At 63.1% G+C, this 14,639-nt stretch carries 15 protein-coding genes; all 15 read left to right on the top strand.

All coding sequences use genetic code 11. The features are described 5' to 3' along the window. Positions 1–24 precede the first annotated feature (24 nt). The 15 genes from fliN (at position 25) to APH28_RS07270 (ending at position 14,637) form a co-directional block, all read left to right on the top strand. Positions 25–489, top strand: coding sequence for a flagellar motor switch protein FliN (gene fliN / locus APH28_RS07340; RefSeq protein ID WP_060508371.1), 465 nt, complete (start codon positions 25–27; stop codon positions 487–489). A gap of 12 nt (positions 490–501) precedes the next feature. Next, on the top strand, positions 502–948 hold the full coding sequence (fliO, locus tag APH28_RS07335) for a flagellar biosynthetic protein FliO (protein WP_060508370.1): 447 nt from the start codon (positions 502–504) through the stop codon (positions 946–948). After that, on the top strand, positions 948–1,715 hold the full coding sequence (gene fliP, locus APH28_RS07330; RefSeq protein ID WP_060508292.1) for a flagellar type III secretion system pore protein FliP: 768 nt from the start codon (positions 948–950) through the stop codon (positions 1,713–1,715). Before fliO ends, fliP begins: the two co-directional genes overlap by 1 nt. Positions 1,716–1,736: 21 nt before the next feature. Continuing rightward, on the top strand, positions 1,737–2,006 hold the full coding sequence (fliQ, locus tag APH28_RS07325) for a flagellar biosynthesis protein FliQ (protein ID WP_060508291.1): 270 nt from the start codon (positions 1,737–1,739) through the stop codon (positions 2,004–2,006). Between the two features lie 7 nt (positions 2,007–2,013). Beyond that, positions 2,014–2,790 carry a flagellar biosynthetic protein FliR gene (gene fliR, locus APH28_RS07320; RefSeq protein ID WP_060508290.1) on the top strand — a complete coding sequence of 259 codons (777 nt, stop codon included), beginning with the start codon at positions 2,014–2,016 and terminating at the stop codon, positions 2,788–2,790. A gap of 2 nt (positions 2,791–2,792) precedes the next feature. Next, positions 2,793–3,935, top strand: coding sequence for a flagellar biosynthesis protein FlhB (gene flhB, locus APH28_RS07315; RefSeq protein ID WP_060508289.1), 1,143 nt, complete (start codon positions 2,793–2,795; stop codon positions 3,933–3,935). A 152-nt stretch (positions 3,936–4,087) separates the two neighbouring features. Continuing rightward, positions 4,088–6,217, top strand: a complete 2,130-nt coding sequence (flhA, locus tag APH28_RS07310; RefSeq protein WP_060508288.1) for a flagellar biosynthesis protein FlhA — start codon at positions 4,088–4,090, stop codon at positions 6,215–6,217. 11 nt (positions 6,218–6,228) lie between these two features. Further along, positions 6,229–7,536: a flagellar biosynthesis protein FlhF gene (gene flhF, locus APH28_RS07305; protein ID WP_060508287.1), complete on the top strand. Its 1,308-nt coding sequence runs from the start codon at positions 6,229–6,231 to the stop codon at positions 7,534–7,536. Between the two features lie 93 nt (positions 7,537–7,629). Further along, on the top strand, positions 7,630–8,463 hold the full coding sequence (gene fleN, locus APH28_RS07300) for a flagellar synthesis regulator FleN (protein WP_054884183.1): 834 nt from the start codon (positions 7,630–7,632) through the stop codon (positions 8,461–8,463). Beyond that, on the top strand, positions 8,460–9,200 hold the full coding sequence (gene fliA / locus APH28_RS07295; protein ID WP_060508286.1) for an RNA polymerase sigma factor FliA: 741 nt from the start codon (positions 8,460–8,462) through the stop codon (positions 9,198–9,200). Before fleN ends, fliA begins: the two co-directional genes overlap by 4 nt. Before the next feature lie 120 nt (positions 9,201–9,320). Next, positions 9,321–9,695: a chemotaxis response regulator CheY gene (locus APH28_RS07290; protein WP_103446503.1), complete on the top strand. Its 375-nt coding sequence runs from the start codon at positions 9,321–9,323 to the stop codon at positions 9,693–9,695. An 18-nt stretch (positions 9,696–9,713) separates the two neighbouring features. Next, a complete protein-coding gene (locus APH28_RS07285) occupies positions 9,714–10,502 on the top strand; it encodes a protein phosphatase CheZ (protein WP_060508285.1) in 789 nt (262 codons plus the stop codon). A gap of 12 nt (positions 10,503–10,514) precedes the next feature. Beyond that, the gene (locus tag APH28_RS07280; protein ID WP_060508284.1) at positions 10,515–12,719 is read left to right on the top strand and encodes a chemotaxis protein CheA; all 2,205 of its coding nucleotides are present in this window, start codon (positions 10,515–10,517) and stop codon (positions 12,717–12,719) included. Positions 12,720–12,766: 47 nt separating this feature from the next. Continuing rightward, complete coding sequence (locus APH28_RS07275) at positions 12,767–13,897, top strand: chemotaxis response regulator protein-glutamate methylesterase (protein WP_060508283.1); 1,131 nt, start codon at positions 12,767–12,769, stop codon at positions 13,895–13,897. Next, on the top strand, positions 13,897–14,637 hold the full coding sequence (locus APH28_RS07270) for a flagellar motor protein (protein ID WP_060508282.1): 741 nt from the start codon (positions 13,897–13,899) through the stop codon (positions 14,635–14,637). Before APH28_RS07275 ends, APH28_RS07270 begins: the two co-directional genes overlap by 1 nt. The last annotated feature ends 2 nt before the right edge of the window (positions 14,638–14,639 follow it).

Genomic DNA, 14,639 nt, shown 5'->3' with positions numbered 1-14,639 from the left:
AATTGAATGCCTGTCGAGGACATCATGGCTAACGAAAACGAGATCACTTCCGCAGAAGACCAGGCCCTGGCCGACGAGTGGGCTGCGGCCCTGGAAGAAACCGGTGATGCCGGCCAGTCCGACATCGACGCGCTGCTTGCCGGTGACAGCGGCAAAACCGGTGCCGGCCGCCTGCCGATGGAAGAGTTTGCCAGCTCCCCGCGGCCGAACGAGAACGTCAGCCTCGAAGGGCCGAACCTGGATGTGATCCTGGACATTCCGGTGAACATTTCCATGGAAGTGGGCAGCACCGAAATCAACATCCGCAACCTGCTGCAGCTCAACCAGGGCTCGGTGATCGAACTCGACCGCCTGGCCGGTGAGCCGCTCGACGTGCTGGTCAACGGCACGCTGATCGCCCATGGCGAAGTGGTTGTGGTCAACGAAAAGTTCGGCATCCGCCTGACCGACGTGATCAGCCCTAGCGAACGCATCAAGAAGCTGCGCTGAGTGAAGGGCACGATGCGGGCCGTGACGGCCCTGGCCGCGCTGCTGGCCAGCGAACTGGCCAGCAGCGCGGCCACGCCTGCTGCCAGCCCGGTTGCCGCGCCAGCCGCCGCGCCCGGCAGCCTTGGCGGGCAGCTGGCGCAGATGGTGTTCGGCCTGTTGCTGGTGGTGGGCCTGATCTTCTTCCTGGCCTGGGCACTGCGACGCATGCAGGGCGCCACGCCCAAGGGCGGGCAGGTGATCGAGATCGTCGGCAGCCGCGCCATCGGCCCGCGTGACCGGCTGCTGCTGGTGCAGGTCGGCAAGGAGCAGATCCTCATCGGCCACAGCCCAGGCAGCATCGAAACCCTGCATGTCATGGCCGAACCGGTCGAAGTGCCCGCAAGCGCCCGCCAGGCGACACCGGAATTTGCCCAGCGGCTGATGGAGCTGATGGGCAAGGATCAGAAGGACAAGAAGTGATGAATGGCGCGCTGCGCATTTTGTTGAGCACTTTGTTGCCAATCGCGCTGCTGCTCGCCGCGCCGCTGGCCGTGGCCGCCGACCCGCTGTCGATCCCGGCCATTACCCTGTCCAATACCGCGGACGGGCAGCAAGAGTATTCGGTCAGTCTGCAAATCCTGCTGATCATGACGGCGCTGAGCTTCATCCCGGCGTTCGTCATCCTGATGACCAGCTTCACCCGCATCATCATCGTGTTCTCGATCCTGCGCCAGGCCCTGGGCCTGCAGCAGACGCCATCGAACCAGGTGCTGACCGGCATGGCGCTGTTCCTGACGATGTTCATCATGGCGCCGGTGTTCGACCGGGTGAACCAGGACGCCCTGCAACCGTACCTGAGCGAGAAGATGACGGCCCAGCAGGCGATCGAAAAGGCCCAGGGGCCGCTCAAGGACTTCATGCTGGCGCAGACCCGTCAGAGCGACCTCGACCTGTTCATGCGCCTGTCCAAACGCACCGACATCGCCAGCCCCGATCAGGTACCGCTGACGATCCTGGTGCCGTCGTTCGTCACCTCGGAGCTGAAGACCGCGTTCCAGATCGGTTTCATGATCTTCATTCCGTTTCTGATCATCGACATGGTGGTGGCCAGTGTGCTGATGGCCATGGGTATGATGATGTTGTCGCCGCTGATCATCTCGCTGCCGTTCAAGATCATGCTGTTCGTCCTGGTCGATGGCTGGGCGCTGATCATGGGCACCCTGGCCGGCAGTTTCGGCGGCGTCTGACGCCGCCAAGGAGAGCCCTGCATGACACCTGAAGTTGCTGTCGACCTGTTCCGTGATGCGCTGTGGCTGACCGCGCTGATGGTTGCCATCCTGGTGGTGCCAAGCCTGGTGGTTGGCCTGATCGTGGCGATGTTCCAGGCCGCCACGCAGATCAACGAGCAGACCCTGAGCTTCCTGCCGCGTTTGCTGGTGATGCTGGTCACGCTGATCGTCGCCGGGCCTTGGCTGGTGCAGAAGTTCATGGAGTACATCACCGGCCTGTACACCAGCATTCCGCAGCTGATCGGTTGAGCCTGCCATGCTGGAGCTGACCGACGCGCAGATCGGCACCTGGGTCGCCACCTTCATCCTGCCGCTGTTCCGGGTGACCGCAGTGCTGATGACCATGCCGATCTTCGGCACGCGCATGCTGCCGGCGCGCATCCGCCTGTACGTGGCGGTGGCCATCACCGTGGTAATCACGCCGGGGCTGCCGCCATTGCCAGCGTTCGACCCGCTGAGCCTGAACGGCCTGCTGCTGTGTGGCGAGCAGGTCATCGTGGGTGCGTTGTTCGGTTTCTCGCTGCAGTTGCTGTTCCAGGCCTTCGTCATCGCCGGGCAGATCGTCGCCGTGCAGATGGGCATGGCCTTCGCATCGATGGTCGACCCGGCCAACGGGGTCAACGTGGCGGTGATCAGCCAGTTCATGACCATGTTGGTGAGTGTGCTGTTCCTGCTGATGAATGGCCATCTGGTGGTGTTTGAGGTATTGACCGAAAGCTTCACCACCTTGCCGGTGGGCCATGCGCTGATGGTCAACCAGTTCTGGGAGATGGTTGGGCGCCTGAGCTGGGTGTTCGGTGCCGGCCTGCTGCTGATCCTGCCAGCGATCACCGCACTGCTGGTGGTGAACATTGCCTTCGGCGTGATGACCCGCGCCGCGCCGCAGTTGAACATCTTCTCCATTGGTTTTCCGCTGACACTGGTGCTGGGTATCGGCATCTTCTGGGTGGGTCTGGCCGATATCCTTTCCCACTACCAGGCATTGGCCAGTGAAGCGCTGCAGTGGTTGCGTGAACTGGCAAGGGCGCGCTGAACATGGCCGAAAGCGAGAGCGGTCAGGACAAGACGGAAGACCCCACCGACAAGCGCAAGCGCGACGCGCGCGAAAAAGGTGAGATCGCCCGCTCCAAAGAGCTCAACACCGTTGCTTCGACCCTGGCAGGTGCCGGGGCGCTGCTGGCGTTCGGCGGCAACCTGGCGGAAACGCTGATGACGCTGATGCGGATGAACTTTTCCCTGACGCGTGAGGTGCTGACCGACGAGCGTTCGATGAGCATGTTTTTGCTGGCGTCGGGCAAGATGGCGATCTGGGCGGTGCAGCCGATTCTCATGCTGCTGTTCGTGATCGCCTTCGTTTCCCCCATTGCCCTCGGTGGGTTCATTTTCTCGGGCAGCCTGTTGCAGCCTAAATTCAGCCGCATGAACCCGTTATCGGGTATCAAGCGGATGTTTTCGCTGAACTCACTCACCGAGTTGATCAAGGCGATGGCCAAGTTCATGGTGATCCTGGTCGTGGCGCTGGTGGTGTTGGGCAATGACCGCCAGGCGCTATTGGCGATTGCCAACGAGCCTCTGGAACAGGCGATCATCCACAGTGTTCAGGTGGTTGGCTGGAGTGCTTTGTGGATGGCGGCCGGCTTGCTGCTGATTGCCGCCGCCGACGTGCCGTTCCAGCTGTGGCAGACCCACAAGAAGCTGAAGATGACCAAGCAGGAGATCAAGGACGAATACAAGGACAGCGAAGGCAAGCCTGAGGTCAAGCAGCGCATCCGCCAGCTGCAGCGTGAGGTGTCGCAGCGGCGGATGATGGCTGCAGTGCCCGAGGCGGATGTGATCATCACCAACCCGACGCACTATGCCGTGGCCTTGCAGTACGACCCGGAGAAGGGCGGGGTGGCGCCGCTGCTGGTGGCCAAGGGGACTGACTTCATCGCCTTGAAGATTCGCGAAATCGGGGTCGAGCACAAGATCCAGATTCTGGAATCGCCGGCCCTGGCGCGGGCGATTTACTACTCCACCGAGGTCGAAGGGGAAATCCCGGCAGGGCTGTACCTGGCGGTGGCCCAGGTGCTGGCCTATGTGTTCCAGATCCGTCAGTACCGTTCCGGCAAGGGCAAGCGGCCTGAGCCGCTTAAAGAAGACCTGCCGATTCCGCCGGATCTTCGGCGCGACAACTGATTCCAGCCGGTGCTGGCGGCTTGGCGGCTTCACCCGCGAAGAGGCCGGCACAGACAACATAAATCCACAGCCGAACAAAGTTGGAAGGCTTCTTGCAAAGCCACGCCCAAGCGCCCCTTGGGCGTCAAAGTTTTGCATCAAGAGGACTCGCGGTGGATCGCACTCAGTTAATCAGCAACGCCCGCAACAACCTGGCCGGGCTCGGCCGGGGCAACCTGGGCGTGCCGTTGCTGCTGCTGGTGATGTTGGCAATGATGATGTTGCCGATACCGCCGTTCCTGCTCGACGTGTTCTTCACCTTCAACATCGCCTTGTCGATCGTGGTCCTGCTGGTCTGCGTGTACGCCCTGCGCCCACTGGATTTCGCCGCGTTCCCGACCATCCTGCTGGTGGCGACCTTGCTGCGCCTGGCGCTGAACGTGGCGTCCACCCGCGTGGTCATGCTCCATGGCCAGGAAGGCCATGGCGCTGCCGGTAAAGTGATCCAGGCCTTCGGTGAAGTGGTGATCGGCGGTAACTATGTGGTCGGTGCGGTGGTGTTCGCCATCCTCATGATCATCAACTTCGTGGTGGTGACCAAGGGTGCCGGGCGTATTTCCGAGGTGAGCGCGCGCTTTACCCTGGACGCCATGCCCGGTAAGCAGATGGCCATCGACGCCGACCTCAACGCCGGCCTGATCGACCAGGCCCAGGCCAAGTCGCGCCGCGCCGAGGTGGCCCAGGAGGCGGAGTTCTACGGGTCGATGGACGGTGCCAGCAAGTTCGTCCGCGGTGACGCCATCGCCGGCCTGCTGATCTTGTTCATCAACCTGATCGGCGGCATGTTGATCGGCATGCTGCAACACAACATGTCGTTCAGCGATGCGGGCAAGGTCTACGCCTTGCTGACCATCGGTGACGGTTTGGTGGCGCAATTGCCATCACTGTTGCTGTCCACCGCCGCCGCGATCATGGTCACCCGTGCCTCGGGCTCCGAGGACATGGGCAAGCTGATCAACCGCCAGATGTTCGACTCGCCCAAGGCGCTGGGTGTGTCTGCGGCGTTGATGATCATCATGGGCCTGGTACCGGGCATGCCGCACGTCGCCTTCCTCGGCCTGGGCATGCTCGCCGGCGGCGGTGCATACCTGGTGTGGAAAAAACAGCAGAAGGCCAAGATCGAAGCGCAGAAAGAGGCGCAACGCCAGCAGGACCTGCTGCCGTCTCCTCAGCGTGCACTGGATACCAAGGAACTGGGCTGGGACGATGTGACGCCTATCGACATGATCGGCCTGGAAGTCGGCTACCGCCTGATTCCGCTGGTCGACCGCAACCAGGGTGGCCAGCTGCTTGCGCGGATCAAGGGGGTGCGCAAGAAGCTCTCCCAGGACTTGGGCTTCCTGATGCCGACCGTGCACATCCGTGACAACCTCGACCTGCAGCCCAGTGCCTATCGCCTGACGCTCATGGGCGTGATCCTTGCCGAAGCCGAGATCTACCCGGACCGCGAACTTGCGATCAACCCTGGCCAGGTGTTTGGCACCCTCAACGGCATCGCCGCGCGCGATCCGGCATTCGGCCTGGAGGCGGTGTGGATCGACATCGGCCAGCGCGCCCAGGCGCAGTCACTGGGGTACACCGTGGTCGATGCCAGCACCGTGGTCGCCACGCACCTCAACCAGATCCTGCAGAAGCACTGCCACGAACTGATCGGCCATGAAGAGGTCCAGCAACTGTTGCAGGTATTGTCCAAGGCATCGCCTAAACTTGCAGAAGAGTTGGTGCCCGGTGTCATTTCCTTGTCGGGGCTGCTCAAGGTCCTGCAAGCATTGTTGTCCGAGCAAGTACCGGTGCGTGACATCCGCAGTATTGCCGAGGCTATCGCCAACAATGCCAGCAAGAGTCAAGATACCGCCGCGCTGGTGGCGGCAGTGCGCGTCGGATTGTGTCGTGCCATCGTCCAAAGCATTGTCGGTGTTGAGTCCGAGCTGCCTGTGATCACCCTTGAGCCAAGGTTGGAACAGATCTTGCTCAATAGTTTGCAAAGGGCCGGGCAAGGTCAGGAAGATGGTGTTCTTCTTGAGCCGAGCATGGCCGAAAAGCTGCAGCGTTCGCTGATCGACGCCTGCCAGCGCCAGGAAATGCAAGGCCAACCGGCCATTCTCCTGGTCGCTGGCCCGATCCGCGCCATGTTGTCGCGCTTCGGCCGTCTGGCTGTACCGAATTTGCATGTTCTGGCGTATCAGGAAATACCGGATAACAAGCAAGTCACCATCGTTGCCACAGTGGGCCCCAACGGCTGAGGTAGTGGGTTATGCAAGTCAAGCGTTTTTTCGCCGCCGATATGCGACAGGCCATGAAGCTGGTTCGTGATGAGCTAGGCTCCGACGCCGCCATCATCGGCAACCGCCGCATCGCCGGTGGTGTCGAGCTGACCGCCGCGCTGGACTACAAACTGTCCGCGCTGGCCCCACGCGTGCCCAACGTCGAACTGGAAGAAGAGCTGCGCAAGACCCACTCGCGCATCGCCACTGCCCAGGCCGAGCTGGACAACCGCGCCGAGGCCAGCGAAGGCAATCGCCAATTGTTTGCCGGCCAGTCACTGACTGCGGCCGAACCTTTGATCGAGCCGCACGTGGAGGCGCCGGCAGCACCTGCAGCGCCAGCTCAGGCGCCGGTCGACCCGCGTCTGTTCGACGCCATGCGCTCGGAGCTGTCGGGCCTGCGCGAACTGCTCGAAGTGCAGCTTGGCTCGCTGGCCTGGAACCAGCTGCAGGGCAGCAAACCGGCTCAGGCCAACCTCTGGCGTCGCCTGCAGCGCATCGGCCTGTCCGGCCCCATCGCCCGCGAGCTGCTCGACCTCACCAACGAGATCGAAGAGCCGCGCCAGGCATGGCGCATGCTGTTGGCACACCTGGCGCGGATGATCGAAGTGCCACAGGTCGAACCGATCGAAGAGGGTGGCGTGATCGCCATGGTCGGCCCGGCCGGCATGGGCAAGACCACCACCCTGGCCAAGCTGGCGGCGCGTTATGTACTCAAGTACGGCCCGCAGAACCTCGCCCTGGTGAGCATGGACAGCTTCCGCATCGGTGCCCAGGAGCAACTCAAGACCTTGGGCCGTATCCTCAACGTGCCGGTGACGTACGTCGACCCGGGCCAGTCGCTGGCAGCAGCGCTGGAGCCGTTGTTGCGCAAGCGCGTGGTACTGATCGATACCGCCGGCCTGCAGGCCAGCGACCCGGCCCTGCGTATGCAACTGGAAACCCTGGCCGGGCGTGGCATTGCCGCGAAGAACTACCTGGTGCTGGCCACGACCAGCCAGAAGCAGGTGCTGACCGCCGCCTACCACAGCTACAAGCGCTGCGGCCTGGCCGGCTGCATCCTGACCAAACTCGATGAGACGGCGAGCCTCGGCGACGTGCTGAGCCTGGCCATCAGTCATGAACTGCCCGTGGCCTACCTTACCGATGGCCCGCGCATTCCTGACGACCTGCACCTGCCACGCCCGCACCAGCTGGTGACCCGCGCGGTGAACGTGCAGTTGCAGGACGAGCCCAGCGAAGAGGCGATGGCCGACATGTTCGCTGATCTCTACCACAACCCGCGTCGCGCGGGTTGAGGATGAAGCGTATGCAAAGTACCTACATTCCGGGGCTGGCAGTGTCGCTCCACGTGTGGCTTGGGTCCAAGCGAGACAAGGTAAACAACGAACATGGGTAGCATGCATCCCGTACAGGTGATCGCCGTCACCGGTGGCAAAGGTGGCGTCGGCAAGACTAACGTTTCAGTGAACCTGTCCCTGGCGCTGGCCGAACTCGGCCGCCGGGTGATGCTGCTGGACGCCGATCTTGGCCTGGCCAATGTCGACGTGTTGCTGGGCCTCACCCCGAAACGCACCCTGGCCGATGTCATCGAGGGCCGCTGCGAGCTGCGCGATGTGCTGTTGCAGGGGCCTGGCGGTGTGCGCATCGTGCCGGCCGCCTCCGGCACCCAGAGCATGGTGCACTTGGCCCCGGCCCAGCATGCCGGGCTGATCCAGGCCTTTAGCGAAATCGGCGACAACCTCGATGTGCTGGTGATCGACACCGCTGCGGGTATTGGTGACTCGGTAGTCAGCTTCGTTCGCGCGGCCCAGGAAGTGCTGCTGGTGGTGTGCGACGAGCCGACCTCGATCACCGACGCCTACGCCCTGATCAAGCTGCTCAACCGCGACTACGGCATGAATCGTTTCCGCGTATTGGCCAACATGGCGCAGAGCCCGCAGGAAGGGCGCAACCTGTTCGCCAAGTTGACCAAGGTCACCGACCGCTTCCTCGACGTCGCCCTGCAATACGTCGGCGCCGTGCCGTACGACGAGAGCGTGCGCAAGGCGGTGCAGAAGCAGCGCGCGGTGTACGAGGCCTTCCCTCGATCCAAGTGTGCGCTGGCTTTCAAGGCCATCGCGCAGAAGGTCGACAGCTGGCCGCTGCCAGCCAACCCGCGTGGGCACCTTGAGTTTTTTGTCGAGCGCTTGGTGCAACCCACCAGCGCAGGGCCTGTGCTATGAGTGCGAGCGGCTTCAAGATGTACAGCAAGGCATCGAAAGACGCCCAGTTCGAGCTGGTGGAACGCTACGCGCCGCTGGTCAAGCGCATTGCCTACCACCTGTTGGCACGCTTGCCGGCCAGCGTCCAGGTCGAAGACCTGATCCAGGCCGGCATGATCGGCCTGCTGGAAGTCGCCAACAAGTATGACGCCAGCAAGGGCGCCAGCTTTGAAACCTACGCCGGCATCCGCATCCGCGGGGCGATGCTCGACGAGGTCCGCAAGGGCGATTGGGCACCGCGTTCGGTGCACCGCAATACGCGCATGGTCAGCGACGCAATGCGCGCCGTTGAAGCAAGAACCGGCCGCGACGCTAAAGATCATGAAGTTGCTGCCGAACTCCAGTTGAGTCTCGATGATTACTACGGGATTTTGAACGATACCCTGGGCAGCCGCCTGTTCAGTTTCGACGACCTGTTGCAGGACGGCGAACACGAAGGGCTGCACGAGGATGGCGCCAGTGGCCAGGTCGAGCCGTCACGGGATCTGGAAGACGAGCGATTCCAGGCTGCCCTGGCCGAGGCGATCGCTAACCTGCCGGAGCGTGAGCGGCTGGTGCTGGCGCTGTACTACGACGAAGAGCTGAACCTCAAGGAAATCGGTGAGGTCCTTGGGGTCAGCGAATCGCGGGTCAGCCAGTTGCACAGCCAGTGTGCCGCGCGCTTGCGCAGCCGCCTGGGGGAATGGCGGGCGCGTTGAGCCTGGGGTCGTTGCAGTCGTTTTCTACGTATGTTTTCCACGTTGCACCGAATTGAATGAATGCGCGCGCTCGGGGCCGAGCGCGTTTGAGACTGCTTGGAGGTCTACTTGAACAAAGACATGAAAATCCTCATCGTTGACGACTTTTCGACGATGCGGCGGATCATCAAGAACCTGTTGCGTGACCTGGGCTTCACCAACACCGATGAAGCCGATGACGGCACCACCGCGCTGCCGATGCTCGAAAGCGGCCATTACGACTTCCTGGTGACCGACTGGAACATGCCTGGCATGTCCGGTATTGACCTGCTGCGCAAGGTGCGTGCCCACGATCGCCTGAAAACCATGCCGGTGCTGATGGTGACCGCCGAAGCCAAGCGTGACCAGATCATCGAAGCGGCCCAGGCCGGGGTCAATGGATACGTGGTCAAGCCATTCACCGCCCAGGTGCTCAAAGAAAAGATCGAGAAGATCTTCGAACGCGTCAACGGCTGAGTCACGTCAGGGGGCGCCATGGAATCAACACAGACGTCTTTGGGGGAGTTCGAATCGACCCTGAAGAAACATGCCCAGGAGCTGGTCGAGAGCCTGGAACGGGGGCGTTTCAGCGAGGCGGTGCAGCTGATTCATCAGCTCAACCAGACCCGCGACCGCGGCCTGTACCAGGAAGTTGGCAAGCTCACCCGCGAGCTGCACAGCGCGATCGTCAGCTTCCAGATCGACCCGCGCATGCCGCAGGCCGAGGAAGTTTCGCAGATCACCGACGCCACCGAGCGCCTGTCCTACGTGGTCAAGCTCACCGAGGGTGCCGCTAACCGCACCATGGACCTGGTGGAGGAGAGCACCCCGGTGCTCAACGGCCTGTCGGCCGAGGCACAGAGCCTGAGCGTCGACTGGCAGCGCTTCATGCGTCGCGAAGTCGCAGCGCCAGAATTCCGCGAGCTGGTCAAGCGCGTCGACAGTTTCCTGACGCACAGCGCCGAGGGCAACCGCAAGGTCGCAGGCCACCTCAACGACATTCTGCTGGCTCAGGACTATCAGGACCTGACTGGGCAGGTGATCAAGCGGGTGACCGCGTTGGTGACCGAAGTGGAAAGCAATCTGCTCAAGCTCGTGCTGATGGCCAGTCAGGTCGACCGTTTTGCCGGTATCGAACACGATCACCAGCAGCTGCGTGCTGAAAAAGATGAAGAAAAACATCCGACTCGGGGTGAAGGTCCGCAGATTCATGCCGATAAGCGTGAAGACGTTGTGTCCGGTCAGGACGACGTCGACGATCTGCTGTCCAGCCTGGGTTTTTAAGGAGCACGTTTAATGAGCTTCGGCGCCGATGAAGAAATCCTTCAGGATTTCCTGGTAGAAGCCGGCGAAATTCTTGAGCAACTGTCCGAGCAACTGGTCGAGCTGGAAAGCCGGCCCGACGATGCCGACCTGCTCAATGCGATCTTTCGCGGTTTCCACACTGTAAAAGGGGGCGCCGGCTTCCTTCAGCTGAACGAGCTGGTGGAGTGCTGCCACATCGCCGAGAACGTGTTCGACATCCTGCGCAAAGGTGAGCGCCGGGTCGATGCGGAACTGATGGACGTGGTGCTCGAGGCGCTGGACGCGGTCAACAGCATGTTCGGCCAGGTGCGTGAGCGCAGTGAAGTGACCCCGGCGACCCCGGAGTTGCTGGCGGCCCTGTCGCGCCTGGCGGAACCGGCCAGCGCTGACGCCCCGGCAGCGGTGGTCGAAGCGGCGCCGGAGCCTGTGGCCAGCGAGACGGACATCACCGATACCGAATTCGAACAGCTGCTCGACTCGCTCGACGCGGTCAAGGCCGAAGCGGCTGCTGCCCAAGAGCAGCTGCAGGGCGAGCCCCTGAGCGGCGCGAGTGATGACATCACTGACGCCGAATTCGAATCGCTGCTCGACCAGTTGCATGGCAAGGGCCAGTTCTCGCCCGAAGTTGCCGCCACCGAGGCGGTGGTCGCCGCCAGTGCGCCGGTGAGCGACGAGATTACTGACGAAGAATTCGAGTCGTTGCTGGACCAGTTGCACGGCAAGGGCACCTTCCAGGCAGACGCCTTGCCGGCCGCCACGGCTCCGGTGCCAAGCGCTGTCGCGCCTGCCAGCAGCGACGAGATCACCGAGCACGAGTTCGAAGCGCTGCTTGATCAGCTGCACGGCAAGGGCAAATTCAGCGGTGAAACAGAGGCTACCGAAGCCCCTGTCGCCGTGGCTGCGCCAATGGCGGCAAAAGCTGAAAGCAAACCGGTCGCCAAGCCTGCAGCCGCCGCGCCCGTCGCCGCCAAGCCTGCCGCGCCTGCCCGCGCGCCGGCCCCGGCCGCGGAAAAGCCTGCCAGCGAAGCGGAAACCACCGTGCGCGTGGACACCGCGCGCCTGGACGAGATCATGAACATGGTCGGCGAACTGGTGCTGGTGCGTAACCGCCTGGTGCGCCTGGGCCTGAACAGCGGCGACGAGGCCATGTCCAAGGCCGTGTCCAACCTCGACGTAGTCACCGCCGACTTGCAGACTGCGGTGATGAAAACCCGCATGCAGCCGATCAAGAAGGTCTTCGGGCGCTTCCCGCGCCTGGTCCGTGACCTGGCTCGGCAGCTCAAGAAAGAGATCAACCTGGAGCTGGTCGGTGAAGAGACCGACCTCGACAAGAACCTCGTCGAGGCCCTGGCTGACCCGTTGGTGCACTTGGTGCGCAACGCCGTCGACCACGGTGTCGAGATGCCGGAGGAGCGTGAAGCTGCCGGCAAGGCCCGGACCGGTCGCGTGGTGCTGTCGGCGGAACAGGAAGGCGACCACATCCTGCTGTCGATCTCCGATGACGGCAAGGGCATGGACCCGAACATCCTGCGCGCCAAGGCCGTGGAAAAGGGCCTGATGGACAAGGACGCCGCCGATCGCCTGAGCGAATCGGACTGCTACAACCTGATCTTCGCCCCGGGCTTCTCGACCAAGACCGAAATTTCCGACGTGTCCGGCCGCGGCGTCGGCATGGACGTGGTGAAGACCAAGATTTCCCAGCTCAACGGCTCGATCAACATCTACTCGGCCAAGGGCCAGGGCTCGAAGATCGTCATCAAGGTGCCGCTGACCCTGGCGATCATGCCGACCCTGATGGTGATGCTGGGCAACCAGGCGTTCGCCTTCCCGCTGGTCAACGTCAACGAGATCTTCCACCTCGACCTGTCGCGCACCAATGTGGTCGACGGCCAGGAAGTGGTGATCGTGCGCGACAAGGCGCTGCCGCTGTTCTACCTCAAGCGCTGGCTGGTGCAGGGCCAGGTGCACGAGGAGCAGCGCGAGGGCCATGTGGTGATCCTGTCGGTCGGTACCCAGCGTATCGGCTTCGTGGTCGACCAGCTGGTGGGCCAGGAAGAAGTGGTGATCAAGCCGCTGGGCAAGATGCTGCAGGGCACCCCGGGCATGTCCGGTGCGACCATCACCGGTGATGGACGCATCGCGCTGATTCTCGACGTGCCGAGCATGCTCAAGCGTTACGCGGCACGGCGTATCTGATTTTCGGCGGCGCACCCTGGCGGGTTGCGCCGCCTAATGGAGTGTTTATGGCAGTCAAGGTCCTGGTGGTGGATGATTCCGGTTTCTTCCGCCGCCGCGTTTCGGAAATCCTCTCGGCGGACCCGACCATCCAGGTGGTCGGCACCGCGACCAACGGCAAGGAAGCGATCGACCAGGCACTGGCGCTCAAACCTGATGTCATCACCATGGACTACGAAATGCCCATGATGGATGGCATCACCGCCGTGCGGCACATCATGCAGCGCTGCCCGACGCCGGTGTTGATGTTCTCCTCGCTGACCCATGAAGGCGCCCGTGTCACCCTCGACGCGCTGGATGCCGGTGCGGTGGACTACCTGCCGAAGAATTTCGAAGACATCTCGCGCAACCCGGAGAAGGTCAAGCAGCTGCTGTGCGAAAAGGTACACACCCTCTCGCGCAGCAACCGCCGTTTTGGCAGCTACGCCAGCCACGCGCCGGTCACCGCACCAGCGCCGGCCAGCAGCCACGCACAGGCCAGCAGCCTGGCCAGCACCGCGCCGGCCCGTGCTGCCGCGCCTGTTCGCGCGGCGGCGCCAGCACCGGCTGCGGCACATGCCCCGGCACCCAAGCGCAAGCCTTACAAGCTGGTGGCGATTGGTACGTCCACCGGCGGCCCGGTGGCCCTGCAGCGGGTATTGACCCAGTTGCCGGCCAACTTCCCGGCGCCGATCGTGCTGATCCAGCACATGCCCGCAGCGTTCACCAAGGCCTTTGCCGAGCGCCTCGACAAGCTGTGCAAGATCAGCGTCAAGGAAGCCGAGGACGGCGACATGCTGCGCCCGGGCCTGGCGCTGCTGGCCCCTGGCGGCAAGCAGATGATGATCGACGGCCGTGGCACGGTGAAGATTCTGCCGGGCGACGAGCGCCTGAACTACAAGCCGTGTGTGGACATCACCTTCGGCTCGGCGGCCAAGTCCTACGGTGACAAGGTGCTGTCGGTGGTGCTCACCGGGATGGGCGCCGATGGCCGTGAAGGCGCGCGCCTGCTCAAGCAGGGCGGCAGTACCGTATGGGCGCAGGATGAGGCCAGCTGTGTGATCTACGGCATGCCCATGGCCATCGTCAAAGCCAACCTGGCCGACGCGGTGTACAGCCTGGATGAAATCGGCAAACACCTGGTCGAGGCTTGTGTCTGATGGATGTGCTTAGCCTGATAGGCCTGATCCTGGCGTTCGTCGCCATCGTAGGCGGCAACTTCCTCGAAGGCGGCCACGTCGGTGCCTTGCTCAATGGCCCGGCCGGCCTGATCGTGCTCGGCGGCACCCTGGCGGCGGCCTTGCTGCAGTCGCCGCTACCGGCCTTCAAGCGTGCGCTGCAGATCTTGCGCTGGATCTTCTTCCCGCCGCGGGTCGACCTGGCCGGCGGTATCGACCGGGTGGTCAACTGGAGCCTGGTGGCGCGCAAGGAAGGCCTGCTCGGCCTGGAAGGCGTGGCCGATGCAGAACCCGACCCGTACGCCCGCAAAGGCCTGCAGCTGCTGGTCGATGGCGCCGAGCCGGAATCGATCCGCAGCATCCTCGAAGTCGACTTCCTGACCCAGGAAAGCCGCGATATCCAGGCGGCCAAGGTGTTCGAGAGCATGGGCGGCTATGCGCCAACCATCGGTATCATCGGTGCGGTCATGGGCCTGATCCATGTGATGGGCAACCTGGCCGACCCGTCGCAGCTGGGCAACGGCATCGCCGTGGCCTTCGTCGCCACCATCTACGGCGTGGCCAGTGCCAACCTGATCCTGCTGCCGATTGCCAACAAACTCAAGGCCATCGTCATGCGCCAGTCGCGCTACCGCGAGATGCTGCTCGAAGGCTTGCTGTCGATTGCCGAGGGCGAGAACCCGCGCTCGATCGAGCTGAAGCTGCAAGGCTTCATGGAGTAAGC

The sequence above is a fragment of the Pseudomonas sp. NBRC 111124 genome (genome assembly GCF_001320245.1).
Taxonomy (GTDB): domain Bacteria; phylum Pseudomonadota; class Gammaproteobacteria; order Pseudomonadales; family Pseudomonadaceae; genus Aquipseudomonas.
Note: the sequence above shows the minus strand (reverse complement) of the source record. Positions and strands in the feature narration are given on the sequence as shown.